At 71.9% G+C, this 12,080-nt stretch carries 12 protein-coding genes; 4 read left to right on the top strand and 8 right to left on the bottom strand.

Features of this window, described 5'->3' with window-relative positions; all coding sequences use genetic code 11:
* Positions 1 to 118: 118 nt before the first annotated feature.
* Positions 119 to 1,552, bottom strand: a complete 1,434-nt coding sequence (locus AC5P09_RS48760; RefSeq protein WP_493880113.1) for a dihydrolipoyl dehydrogenase family protein — start codon at positions 1,550 to 1,552, stop codon at positions 119 to 121.
* Between the two features lie 119 nt (positions 1,553 to 1,671).
* On the opposite strand from AC5P09_RS48760, the gene trxA reads away from it, so the two are divergent.
* A complete protein-coding gene (gene trxA / locus AC5P09_RS48755; RefSeq protein ID WP_493880112.1) occupies positions 1,672 to 2,058 on the top strand; it encodes a thioredoxin in 387 nt (128 codons plus the stop codon).
* A 35-nt stretch (positions 2,059 to 2,093) separates the two neighbouring features.
* On the opposite strand, the gene AC5P09_RS48750 is transcribed toward trxA, so the two are convergent.
* From AC5P09_RS48750 to AC5P09_RS48735, 4 genes are all read right to left on the bottom strand, one after another.
* Positions 2,094 to 3,530 carry a benzaldehyde dehydrogenase gene (locus tag AC5P09_RS48750; protein WP_493880111.1) on the bottom strand — a complete coding sequence of 479 codons (1,437 nt, stop codon included), beginning with the start codon at positions 3,528 to 3,530 and terminating at the stop codon, positions 2,094 to 2,096.
* Positions 3,531 to 3,560: 30 nt separating this feature from the next.
* Positions 3,561 to 4,739, bottom strand: a complete 1,179-nt coding sequence (locus tag AC5P09_RS48745) for a 4-hydroxybenzoate 3-monooxygenase (RefSeq protein WP_493880110.1) — start codon at positions 4,737 to 4,739, stop codon at positions 3,561 to 3,563.
* Positions 4,740 to 4,757: 18 nt separating this feature from the next.
* Positions 4,758 to 5,792 (bottom strand): LacI family DNA-binding transcriptional regulator, encoded by a 1,035-nt coding sequence (locus tag AC5P09_RS48740; RefSeq protein WP_493880109.1) that lies wholly within the window; start codon positions 5,790 to 5,792, stop codon positions 4,758 to 4,760.
* A gap of 71 nt (positions 5,793 to 5,863) precedes the next feature.
* Positions 5,864 to 6,532: a TetR/AcrR family transcriptional regulator gene (locus AC5P09_RS48735; RefSeq protein ID WP_493880108.1), complete on the bottom strand. Its 669-nt coding sequence runs from the start codon at positions 6,530 to 6,532 to the stop codon at positions 5,864 to 5,866.
* A 118-nt stretch (positions 6,533 to 6,650) separates the two neighbouring features.
* Between AC5P09_RS48735 and AC5P09_RS48730 the strand changes: the two genes are divergently transcribed.
* Complete coding sequence (locus AC5P09_RS48730) at positions 6,651 to 7,214, top strand: NAD(P)H-dependent oxidoreductase (protein ID WP_493880107.1); 564 nt, start codon at positions 6,651 to 6,653, stop codon at positions 7,212 to 7,214.
* Positions 7,215 to 7,303: 89 nt separating this feature from the next.
* Here the strand turns inward: AC5P09_RS48730 and AC5P09_RS48725 are convergent, their stop codons facing one another.
* Positions 7,304 to 8,209, bottom strand: coding sequence for a LysR family transcriptional regulator (locus AC5P09_RS48725; protein ID WP_493880106.1), 906 nt, complete (start codon positions 8,207 to 8,209; stop codon positions 7,304 to 7,306).
* A gap of 114 nt (positions 8,210 to 8,323) precedes the next feature.
* Here AC5P09_RS48725 and AC5P09_RS48720 point away from each other — a divergent pair, with 114 nt between their 5' ends.
* Complete coding sequence (locus AC5P09_RS48720; protein ID WP_307678869.1) at positions 8,324 to 8,542, top strand: hypothetical protein; 219 nt, start codon at positions 8,324 to 8,326, stop codon at positions 8,540 to 8,542.
* Here the strand turns inward: AC5P09_RS48720 and AC5P09_RS48715 are convergent.
* Both AC5P09_RS48715 and AC5P09_RS48710 read right to left on the bottom strand, forming a co-directional pair.
* Positions 8,518 to 9,399, bottom strand: coding sequence for an LLM class F420-dependent oxidoreductase (locus AC5P09_RS48715; RefSeq protein ID WP_493880105.1), 882 nt, complete (start codon positions 9,397 to 9,399; stop codon positions 8,518 to 8,520). The two genes, AC5P09_RS48720 and AC5P09_RS48715, sit on opposite strands and share 25 nt — an antisense overlap.
* A gap of 96 nt (positions 9,400 to 9,495) precedes the next feature.
* Positions 9,496 to 10,464, bottom strand: coding sequence for a TerC/Alx family metal homeostasis membrane protein (locus tag AC5P09_RS48710; RefSeq protein WP_493880104.1), 969 nt, complete (start codon positions 10,462 to 10,464; stop codon positions 9,496 to 9,498).
* A gap of 247 nt (positions 10,465 to 10,711) precedes the next feature.
* On the opposite strand from AC5P09_RS48710, the gene AC5P09_RS48705 reads away from it, so the two are divergent.
* A complete protein-coding gene (locus tag AC5P09_RS48705) occupies positions 10,712 to 11,689 on the top strand; it encodes an alpha/beta hydrolase (protein ID WP_493880103.1) in 978 nt (325 codons plus the stop codon).
* Positions 11,690 to 12,080 lie beyond the last annotated feature (391 nt).

Below are 12,080 nucleotides of genomic sequence, written 5' to 3'. Positions count from 1 at the left end.
AGCGAAGTCGAGAGTGGGGGAATCGGCAACCGACGACAACGCCGCAGATCGGCGCCCGCCGCGGAGCGGCTGATGTCGCTGCTGCCCCGCGTCTGCGGCATGATCCGCCGGACAGGCCCTAGTTGTCCCGGTACGCCTCCAGCAGTCGCAGCCACACCTCGCTGATCGTCGGATAGGACGGCACCGCGTGCCACAGCCTGCTGATCGGCACCTGTCCCGCGACCGCGATCGTCGCCGAGTGGATCAGTTCGCCGACGCCGGGACCGACGAACGTGACGCCGAGCAGGATCTCGCGTTCGAGGTCGACGACCATGCGGGCGCGTCCCTTGTAGCCGTCGGCGTACAGGCCCGCTCCGGAGACGGAGGCGAGGTCGTAGTCGACCGCGCGGACACGGTGGCCGGCCTGTTCGGCCTCCGCCAGTGAGAGCCCTACGGCAGCCGCCTCGGGGTCGGTGAAGACGACCTGCGGGACGGCCGCGTGGTCGGCGGTCGCCGCGTGGGCGCCCCAGGGGTCGGACTCCAGGATCGGGGTGCCGGAGGCGCGGGCGGCGATGGCGGCGCCCGCGATCCGGGCCTGGTACTTGCCCTGATGGGTGAGGAGGGCGCGGTGGTTCACGTCGCCCACGGCGTACAGCCACTTGCTGCCGGTGACGCGCAGGCTGTCGTCGACCTCAAGCCAGGAGCCGGGCTCCAGACCGATGGTGTCCAGGCCGATGTCGTCGGTGCGCGGGGCGCGTCCGGTGGCGAAGAGGATCTCGTCGGCCTCGATGCGGTCACCGGTGTTGGTGACGACCACGACCGTGCCGTTCTCGCGGGTGACCGACTCGACGGAGGTGCCGGTGCGCACGTCGGCGCCGGCCTCGACGAGGGCTTCGGCGACCAGTTCGCCGGCGAACGGCTCCATGCGGTTGAGCAGGCCCTTGCCGCGGACGAGGACGGTGACCTGCGAGCCGAGGGCCTGCCAGACGGTGGCCATCTCGGTGGCGACCACTCCCCCGCCGACGACGACCAGCCGGCCGGGCGCCGCCTTGGCGCTGGTGGCCTCGCGGCTCGTCCAGGGCTTGACCTCCGCGAGACCGGGCAGGTCGGGCAGGACGGCGTGGGTGCCGGTGGAGACGGTCACGGCGTGCCGGGCGGTCAGCACGTGCCGCTCGCCTTCGGGGCCGGTGACCGTGACCGTGCGCGGTCCGGTGAGGCGGCCGTGTCCGCGGTAGAGGTCGGCGCCGATGCTGTCGAGCCATCCGACCTGGCCGTCGTCCTGCCAGTGGGAGGTGTAGTAGTCGCGGTGCGCCAGGACCGCCGCCGTGTCGAGGGGGCCCTGCACCGCCTGGCTCAGTCCGGGTGTGCGGCGGGCGTCGGCGCGGGCGATGACCGGGCGCAGCAGGGCCTTGCTGGGCATGCACGCCCAGTACGAGCATTCGCCGCCGACCAGCTCGCTCTCCACGACCGCGGTGGAGAGGCCGGCCGCACGGGTGCGGTCGGCGACGTTCTCCCCCACGGGCCCGGCACCGAGCACCACGACGTCGTACGCGATGGATTCCGTTTCCGTCATGGGGTCAGTCTGGTGGGTGGTGTGCGCGGAGGCCACATGGGTAAGTGCGCGGAATATGTACCAGGGCCGCCGTGTTGTGCCAGCGGCTTCGCCCCCACACCAGGAAGAGGGATCACGCCATGAGCAGCACCGTGGAGCTCACCAAGGAGAACTTCGACCAGACGGTCACGGACAACGAGTTCGTCCTGATCGACTTCTGGGCGGCCTGGTGCGGTCCGTGCCGTCAGTTCGCGCCGGTCTACGAGAAGGCCGCCGAGGAGAACCCGGACCTGGTGTTCGGCAAGGTGGACACCGAGGCGCAGCCGGAGCTGGCCTCGGCCTTCGGCATCCAGTCGATCCCGACACTGATGATCGTGCGTGACCAGGTCGCCGTGTTCGCCCAGCCGGGCGCCCTGCCCGAGGCCGCCCTGACGGACGTCATCGGGCAGGCCCGCAAGCTGGACATGGACGAGGTCCGCAAGGCCGTCGCGGATCAGCAGGCACAGACCGAGCAGAACGGCCAGTAACCCGCCGTACGAAGGCACTTGGACGTACTGATTGCTTAGAAGGGGTACGGCGCCACGTCCGCGCGCACCGTCGTCCAGCGCACGTCGGTGAAGGCCTCCAGGTTGGCCTCGCCGCCGAAGCGGGCGCCGGTGCCGGATGCGGCGACGCCGCCGAACGGGGCGACGGCCTCGTCGTTCACGGTCTGGTCGTTGATGTGGACGATGCCGGTCGGGATCCGCTCGGCGAGGTCCAGTCCGCGGGCGGCGTCCCGGGTGACGATGCCGAGCGAGAGGCCGTACGGGCCGGTCGCGGCCAGGGCTGCCGCCTCCTCGGGCGTACCGAAGGACCGTACCGGCGCGACCGGGCCGAACACCTCCTCCGCGTACGCGGGCGTGCGGTCGTCGACGTCGGCGAGGACCGTCGGCCGGTAGAAGAGTTCCTCGTGCGTGCCGCCCGCGGCCAGCTTGGCGCCCTGGGCGGTGCTCGCCTCGACCAGTTGGTGGATCTTGGTGAGCTGGCCGGAGTCGATGATCGGGCCGAGATGGACCTGACCGCGGTGCGGGTCGCCGACGGCGAGTGAGTCGGCCTTCGCGGCCAGCCGCTCGACGTACTCGCCGTACAGCGACTCGTGCACCAGGTGGCGGCCGGTGGTCATGCAGATCTGGCCCTGGTGGAAGAAGGAGCCCCAGGCGGCCGTGGAGATCACGGCGTCGAGGTCGGCGTCCTCCAGGACGATCAGGGCGGAGTTGCCGCCGAGTTCCAGGTGCGCGCGCTTGAGGTGGCGTCCGGCGGCCTCGCCGACGGCCCGGCCGGCCGCGGTGGAGCCGGTGAAGGAGATGACCGGTACCCGCGGGTCGGCGACCAGGGCCTGGCCTGCGTCCGGGCCGCCCGGCAGGACGTGGAACAGTCCCTCCGGCAGGCCCGCCTCGGCGAAGACCGCGGCGAGTGACAGCCCGCCGCAGACCGCGGTACGCGGGTCCGGCTTCAGGACGACCGCGTTGCCCAGCGCGAGCGCCGGGGCGACCGAGCGGATGGAGAGGATCAGCGGGGCGTTGAAGGGCGAGATCACGCCCACGACGCCGACCGGGACGCGCCGCGTGTAGGACAGCCGGGCCGCCTCGCTGGGCAGCACCTGGCCGGCCGGGCGGGAGGCGAGGGCTGCGGCCTCGTAGCACTCCTGGGCGGCGACGTGCAGTTCGAAGTCGGCCTTGCCGGGGATGGACCCGGACTCGCGGACCAGCCATTCGCGCAGTTCGTCGGCGTGCGCGGCGAACAGGTCGCCGGCCTTGCGCAGGACGCCCGCGCGGACGAAGTGGGGTACGCGGGCCCACTCCGCCTGGGCGGTGCGGGCGGCCTCGGCGGCGGTCCCGACGTCCTCGGCGGTGGCGAGGGTGACGGTGCCGAGTGTGTCGCCGGTGGCGGGTTCGGTGACGGCGTGTTCAGGTCCCGACAGGGTGCGGGACTGCCAGGTCTTGGGGTCGAGCAACGGCATGACGGCTCTCCGTTCGGTCACCGGCGGGACTCACAGGGCGAGCGGAAGTCCCGAGTAGTTCGCGGCCAGTTCGGCCGCCGCGTGGCGGGATGCGGTGATCCGGCGCAGCCGCGCGAGCTGCATCCGCTGGTCGAACGCATCCCCGTTTGGTTGAGCGTGCAACATCCTAGTCATGTCGTACGAGAATCGGGTCGCCTGCCACACGCGGGCCAGGCACGACTCCGAATAGCTGTCGAGGAGTCGCGCGGACCCCGTGCGGTGCAGCTCCGTGAAGGCGCGAGCCAGGACGCGGACGTCGGACACCGCGAGGTTGAGGCCCTTGGCCCCGGTCGGCGGGACGATGTGGGCGGCGTCCCCCGCGAGCAGCAGCCGTCCGTGGCGCATCGGCTCGTGGACGTAACTGCGCATTGGCGTCACGGACTTGGCGGTGATCGGGCCGCGGTCCAGGGTCCAGTCGGCGTCGATCGCGAAGCGGGCGGCGAGTTCGTCCCAGATGCGCTCGTCGGGCCAGTCGCCCGGATCGGTCCCGTTCGGGACCTGGAGATAGAGGCGGGAGACCGACGCGGAACGCATGCTGTGCAGGGCGAAGCCGCGTTCACCGCGGGCGTAGATCAACTCGTCGCAGGACGGCGGGACGTCGGCGAGGATCCCCAGCCAGGAGTACGGGTAGTCATGGGCGTACGTCCGGCTCGTCTCCGTGGGGAAGGCGCCGCGGGCGACGCCGTGGGAGCCGTCGCAGCCGACCACCCAGTCGCAGCTGAGCGTCCGTTCGCGGCCCTCGTGCCGGAAGCGGACGACGGGCCGCTCACTCTCCGGCTTCTCGACCGCCAGCGCCTCCGCCTCGAACAACAGCGGTGGCCCGTCAGCCAGTTGGAGCGCGATGAGATCCTTCACGATCTCGGTCTGGGCATAGATCGTGACGGTACGGCCGCCGGTGAGGGCCGGGAAGTCGATGCGGTGGCGCTCGCCCGCGAACCGCAGCTCGATGCCGTGGTGCACCAGCCCCTCGGCGTCGAGACGGCCGGCGGCGCCCGCCTCGCGCAGCGCGTCGACCGTGCCCTGTTCCAGCATTCCGGCGCGCTGGCGTTGTTCGACGTACTCCCGTGTCCTGCTCTCCAGGACCGCGCAGTCGATGCCCGCCCGGTGCAGCAGACGGGCCAGGAGCAGTCCGGCGGGGCCGCCGCCGATGATGCCGACCGTCGTGCGCATGGGCCGCCTCCCTGGGGGTCAGGTGGAGTCGCGGTGCACCACCGAGGCTCCCAGCACCGTGTGCGTCTCGGGCGCGGCGCCGGGGTTGCGCACCGCGCGGTCGACCAGGTCGGCCAGATCGCGGCCGGACGGCAGCTCGATGTGCACGGTACTCAGTCTGGGCCGCAGCAGCCGTCCGAGCATCAGGTCGTCGGCGCCGATCACCGCCGTCTCCTGCGGGATGCCGACGCCCTCGTCCTGCAGGGCGCGCATCAGCAGCATCGCGTACTCGTCGTTGTAGGCGAACACTGCGTCCAGGCCGAGCTCGCGCCAGCGGGCCGCGAGCCGTGCGGCGGCGGCCTCCTCGTAGGCGAGGGGCAGGTCGGTGACGGTGGCCTCGGTGCCGTGCAGGGCCCGTCGTACGCCTTCCAGGCGGGGCATGGAGAAGGCGTCCAGGCCGGGTTCCTCGGGGACGACGACGCCGATGCGGCGCCGGCCGCGGGCGTACAGATGGGTTCCGGCGCAGTGGCCGACGGCCTCGTGATCCATGAGCAGGGCGTGGGCGCCCTCGACGGCCTCGGGGCCGAGGGTGACCACGGCCCGGGCGCCGGAGCACTTGAGCACCGTGACGTCCTTGGAGCCGAGGCCGGAGCCGGGCACCAGGACGGCGACGGGACGCAGCTCGGCCCAGGCGCGGGCGGCCTCGGCGCCGCGCAGGCCGACGGTGCCGAACTGCACGACCGTGTACTCGAGGCGGCCCAGGGCCCACTGGAGTTCGCTGATGAACTGGCTGTAGAGCGGGCCGACCGGGAAGGTGGGCGCGGGCATCAGGACCATCCGGCTGTGCCCGGCGCGCAGGCTGCGGGCTGCCGCGTGCGGCACGTACCCGAGTTCCTTCGCGGCCTCGTGGACGCGGCGGCGGGTGGGCTCGCTGATCCGGACGGCGCTGGTGTTGTTGAGGACGTAGGAGACGGTCGCGCGCGACACGCCGGCCAGGCGGGCCACATCGGCGCTCGTGGGCACAGAGCGCGGTACGGGCGACGCGGGCGCGGGCGTTTTCGGTATCTGCACCATGACGTACCGCATCTTTGCAGAACCTGTGCGCGGTGCTTTCGGGTGGGGGAACTTCGCGACCAAAGCGATGGTCAGCGCGGCTGCAGGGCTGCGGGGGCCGTCACCCGGTCGACGAGGTCGCACCAGCCGGCCTCCAGGCGCTCCATCGGCATCCCGCACTGCACGGTGAGGTGATGGACCAGGACGGGGCTGAGACAGCCCATGAGGGTGTGGGCGACGAGCTCGGTGTCGGTGTCCGGAACCGCCTGCCGCAGCAGCATGGCGACATGGCTGCGCTGGACGCGGCGGGCCGGGACGGAGAACCGGCGTTCCGGGCTCGGTTCGGCCGCCAGTTGCAGGTCGAGTTCGCCGGCCGAGCGGCGCAGCAGGGCGCAGCCGAACGCCCGCAGCCGCTCGGCGGGGGGCGCCCCGGGGCCCAGCGGCGGCGGGCCGCTGAGGAAGGCGGCCTGGAACTTCTTCTCGGAGTGGTCGAGCAGCGCGGTCAGCAGGCCGGTGCGGTCGCCGAAGCGTCTGAAAACCGTGCCCTTGCCGACCTTCGCCGCGGCGGCCACCGCCTCCATCGTCACGCCGGCCGCGCCGTGCTCCGCCACCAGCCGGGCGGCCGCTTCCAGCAGCCGGGCCCGGTTGCGTGCGGCGTCGGCGCGCAGGCAGGGCTCCTCCTCGAGAGGGCCGACCTGGAGCAACTCGGGCTGCGGGACGGGCTCCTGGGACTGCGGGAAGGGCGGCAGAACGGCGGACATGAAAACAGCGTAAAGCATCGGGAAGAAAACTGGACCGCGGTCCGGTTAGGATGCTAGAAAGTTAAACGGACCCCGGTCCGGATCGTAACGGCAGTGTTTCAGCACCCTGGAGTTTCGTATGTCTGTTCGTATTCTCGCGCTCGTCGGCAGCCTCCGCGCCGGTTCGACCAACCGCCAGCTCGCCGAGGCGGCCGTCAAGCACGCTCCCGAGGGCGCCGACGTGGTGCTGTTCGAGGGCCTGGCGGACATCCCCTTCTACAACGAGGACGTCGACGTCGAGGGCAGCGTCCCGGCCGCCGCCGCCAAGCTGCGCGAGGCCGCTGCCGCCGCCGACGCCTTCCTGCTCTTCTCGCCCGAGTACAACGGCACCATCCCGGCCGTCCTGAAGAACGCGATCGACTGGCTGTCGCGCCCGTACGGCGCCAGCGCCTTCGGCGGCAAGCCCGTCGCGGTGGTCGGCACCGCCTTCGGCCAGTACGGCGGCGTCTGGGCGCAGGACGAGGCCCGCAAGGCCGTGGGCATCGCCGGCGGCAAGGTGATCGAGGACCTCAAGCTCTCCATCCCCGGCTCCCTGACCCGCTTCGCCGAGACCCACCCGTCCGACGACGCCGAGGTCGCCGCGCAGCTCACCGAGGTGGTCGCCCGTCTGCACGGCCACGCGGGCGAGGTGGCCGCCGCCTGACGCGTCCTGGACCTCGCACGGGGGCTGTTACGCGGAAGAGGGCCGGAACCCGTACAGGGCTCCGGCCCTCTGCTGCGTGTGGTTGTACGTCACGCCACCGCCGTCGGCGCCAGCTCCCGCAGCTCCGCCAGCGCGGCGACCACCGCGGGACGGGTCCGGCCGCCCCGGCGGGTGCAGGTGAGCAGCTTGCGGTGCGGGTTGCCCGTGCAGTGCACCCGCGCGATCGGCAGGTGCGGGGTGAGATGGGCCAGCCGTGGGATCAGCGCGACGCCGAGGCCGTTGGCGACCAGGTGGGCGGTGACGTTCCAGTCCAGGGCGTGATGGACCACGTCCGGCGTGAACCCGGCCTCACCGCAGGCCGACAGCACATGCGGACGACAGGGGCTCTCCGGCACCGGGGCGATCCAGTCCTCGTGCGCCGCCTCGGCGAGCTCGACGCGGGCGCGCCCGGCGAGCGGATGGTCCTCGGGGACGACCAGGTCGAAGGGGTCGTCCAGCAACGGCTGCTGATCGAAGCGCGCGTCGCCGAGCGGCGGGTTGTGCGGGGTCGCCTCCACGATCGCCAGATCGGTCTCTCCCTCGAAGAGCAGGTCGAAGCTCTCCGGCACCGGCGCCTCCTGGATGCGGACGACCAGCCGCGGATGCCGCTCGCGCAGCCGGACCGCCATCGGGGCCAGCAGCACCGAGATGGCCACCGGGAAACCGCTCACCCGCAGCGGCCCGGCAGGTTCGCCGCGGTCGGCGCGGAGATCGAGTTCGGCCTGTTCCCAGCGGGCCTGGATGGCGTCGGCGTGCGCGAGCAGGCTCTCGGCGGCCGGGGTGAGCCGTACCCCGCGCCCCTGCGGTTCGAGGAGATCGACGCCCAGCTCGCGGGCGAGCTGACGGATCTGCTGGGAGGCGGCGGAGGGCGTGAAGTGCAGCGCACCGGCAGCGGCGGTGACCGTGCCGTAGTGCGCCACCGCCCGCAGGACATGGAGCCGGCGCAGATCAATCATGAAGCCCACGCTTCAAGGTGGGATTCGGAAAGTCAACCTGGACGTGCACGAAGACTCCGACGCACCCTGGCTGTGTCGCGACGGCCCACCAGCCCTTGGTACGAAGGAGTTCCCATGACCAGCACGACCGGCGCCGTCTGCCCGCACTGCGGTTGGCCCGACGGCGCCGAGCCCTTCCAGGTGGTGTCCCGGCACTGCACGGCGGCGGGCACCACGGTGTGGACCCGGTGCGGCTGCGGTTCGCTTCAGGTCCGGGTCGTCGACGGCCGGGGCACGCGGATCGTCTCCCGCAGCCGCCCGGCCGCGGCTCAGTCCAGCTCGGCCAGCCGCTGAACGGCCGGGGCCACGAAGCGCTCGATCCACTCGGCCGGCTCCCCGATGCGCGGCGCCAGGATCACCGTGTCGATGCCGAGCTTGGTGTAGCCCGCGATGTCCCGGGTGAAGGCGCCGAGGTCGCCCTCGGTGGCCGGTTCGCCCGTGTAGGCGACGGTCTTACGGATCTCGTCGGGGTCGCGGTTCTCGGCCTCGCAGTGGCCGCGCAGGACGTCCAGCTTGTGCCGGACCTCTTCCGGCGAGGTGGCGAACAGGTTGCAGGCGTCGCCGTAGCGGGCGACCAGGCGGAGCGTCTTGCGCTCGCCACCGCCGCCGATCATGATCTCGGGGCGCGGGCTGCTCACCGGCGCCGGGACGCACAGGGTCTCGGCCAGCCGGTAGTGCTTCCCCTCGAAGGGGCCGTTCGCCTGCGGGTCCCACATCTGCCGGCAGATCCGCAGGGTCTCCTCCAGCCGCTCGAAGCGCTCCGCGAGCGGCGGGAACGGCACGCCCAGCCCCTCGTGCTCACGGTCGTACCAGGCCGCCCCGATGCCGAGGGTGGCCCGGCCCTCGGACAGGACGTCCAGTGAGGTGACGATCTTGGCGAGCAGGCCGGGGTGGCGGTAGGTCACCCCGGTGACCAGGGCGCCGAGTCGGACCGTGGAGGTGTGGGCGGCGAGGTAGCCCAGCGTCGTGTACGCCTCCAGCATCGGGGCCTCGGCGCCGCCGTTGAACTCCATCTGGAAGTAGTGGTCCATCACCGACAGCCAGCTCACGCCGGCTTCCTCGGCCGCGGCGCCGGTGGCGGCGAGTTCGGCGCCGAGCGCCGGGCCGCCCCCGCCGTGGTCGAACCGGTTGATGTGCACGCCCACCCGCATGTCCGCCTCCGCTCCCCGGGATCACCCGGTCCTTCACCGACCCTGGTGACGCTAGGCCTTGAAGCGCTCTCGAAGTCAAGCGTGACCGCGGCGCCCTCAGGCCACGGGCTCGGCCTCGGTCGCCTCCTGCTTCTTCGCGGCCCGCAGGCTCGTCAGCGTGGTGACCACCAGCACGAGCACGATGAAGCCCAGCGAGAAGGGGATGCCGATCTCCGGGACGTGCACGCCGGACTCGTGCAGCGCGTGCAACACCAGCTTGACGCCGATGAAGCCCAGGATGATCGACAGGCCGTAGCTGAGGTGGACCAGCTTCCTGAGCAGGCCGCCGATCAGGAAGTACAGCTGCCGCAGGCCCATCAGCGCGAACGCGTTGGCCGTGAACACGATGTACGGGTCCTGCGTCAGCCCGTAGATGGCCGGGATCGAGTCCAGGGCGAACAGGACGTCGGTGGAGCCGATCGCGAGCATCACGACCAGCATCGGGGTCATCACCCGCTTGCCGTTCTCCTCGATCCACAGCTTGGTGCCGTGGTAGCGGTCGGCCACACCGAAGCGCTTCTCCACCGCCTTCAGCAGCTTGTTCTCCTCGTACTCCTCGTCATGTCCCTCTTTGCGGGCGTCCTGGATCAGCTTCCACGCGGTCCAGATCAGGAAGGCGCCGAAGAGGTAGAACACCCACGAGAACGCGGAGATGATCGCCGCGCCGGCCGCGATGAAGCCCGCGCGCAGCACCAGGGCCATGATCACGCCGACCATCAGCACGCGTTGCTGGTACTGCGACGGCACCGCGAACTTGCCCATGATCAGGACGAAGACGAAGAGGTTGTCCACGCTCAGCGACTTCTCGGTGACGTATCCGGCGAAGAACTCACCGGTGGGCCCCGAACCGCCGAAGAAGAACAGCCCGACGCCGAACAGACAGGCGAGGACGATCCAGACGACCGTCCAGGTCCCCGCCTCTCTGACGGACACGTCATGGGGTTTTCGGCCGATGAAGAAGTCCGCGGCGACCAGCGCGCACAGGCCTGCGACGGTCAGCAGCCAGACGGTGAGGGAGACGTTCACTGATGCTCCTGTTGCATGGGGGGCATCGACAGCGTTGCCAGCCGTCGCAATCCGTTCCACCAACAGAAGATGAAGATCAGGCCACGCCCTGGCAAAGACGGCAGGTCACATTGGGACGTGGCCGGAAAGCGCGGGAGCCCACCCGCCGAACGGCGGGCAGGTTCCGCCGCACGGCGGCGCCCCGCGCGTCGGCCGGTGCGCGAATCATGGCGCAACGAGCCGCCGCGCCCCCGCGTGAGGAGATCACATGAGCCACGTCCCGCCCCCCTTCGACCCGGAACTCGCCGCCGCCCTGGACCTGATCAAGGACTTCCTGTCGCCCGGTTTCACCCCGGACGAGATCGACGCCGTACGCCAGGGCCCGGGCATCCAGCTGCTCGCCGAGCTGGACCTGACCATGGACGGCCATTTCAAGGTCGAGGACCGTACGGTGCCGGGGCCCGAGGGTGCTCCCGAGATCTCGCTGCTGATCTGCCGGCCCACCGCTCCGGAGCTGGCGGGCGTGCCGCAGCCCGTCGTGTACCACGTGCACGGCGGCGGCATGGTCCTCGGCAACAACCGGGTGGGCGTGGACGGCCCGCTGGCCTGGGCGAAGGAGCTGGGCGCGGTCGTGGTGTCGGTCGAGTACCGGCTGGCGCCCGAGCATCCGCATCCGGCGCCGGTCGAGGACGTGTACGCCGGTCTCGTCTGGACGGCCGAGCACGCGGCGGAGATCGGCGGTGACCCCGAGCGCATCGTCATAGCGGGCGCGAGCGCGGGCGGCGGTCTGTCCGCGGCGCTGGCCCTGCTCACCCGGGACCGCAAGGGCCCGCGGCCGATCGGCCAGCTGCTGATGTGCCCGATGCTGGACGACCGCAACGACACCGTCTCCAGCCACCAGATGGCGGGCCTCGGCGTGTGGGACCGGACGGCGAACGAGACCGGCTGGGGTGCCCTGCTGGGCGAGGCGCGCGGCGGCCCGGACGTGCCCGCCTACGCGGCACCGGCCCGCGCCGAGGACCTGTCCGGTCTGCCGCCGGCCTTCCTCGACGTGGGTTCCGCAGAGACCTTCCGGGACGAGGTCGTCGCCTACGCCTCCCGGCTCTGGCATGCGGGAGGAGCGGCCGAGCTGCATGTGTGGCCCGGCGGCTTCCACGGCTTCGACGGCTTCGCCCCGCAGGCGGCGCTGTCGCAGGCGGCCCGGGCGGCGCAGTTGGCTTGGCTGCGGAGGCTGCTGGGTGGATGACGGGGGGATGACCAGGGGGGGCCGGGAATGGGTGAGGGACGGTTGGGGGATGACCGCGGCGTGAGTGGCGGCTGATCGCCGCGTCATGCGGCCGACTGACGGCTGGCCGACGGCTGACTGACGGCTGACGGCTGACGGCTCGCGGCTGGCCGACGGCAGATCGGTGACTGCGGGGGCTTTCGCGCGGCTGTTCCCGTGGACTGGCCCCGGCCGCTCCCGTGGACTGGCCCGGCCGCTCCCGTGGACTGGCCCGGCCGCTCCCGTGACCGGCCCCGGCCGGCCGCCCCTGGTGCCGGCCGCACGGCCGCGGAGCCTCCGGCCGACGGATTCGCGGCTGCCCGGAGCGTCTGTGCGGCTGTTCCCATGCCCGACCTCCCGCTGCCCCCGCGAC

The organism is Streptomyces sp. a15 (assembly GCF_059026085.1).
The sequence above is the reverse complement of the archived record's forward strand: the minus strand, read 5'-3'. Positions and strand labels throughout refer to the sequence as shown.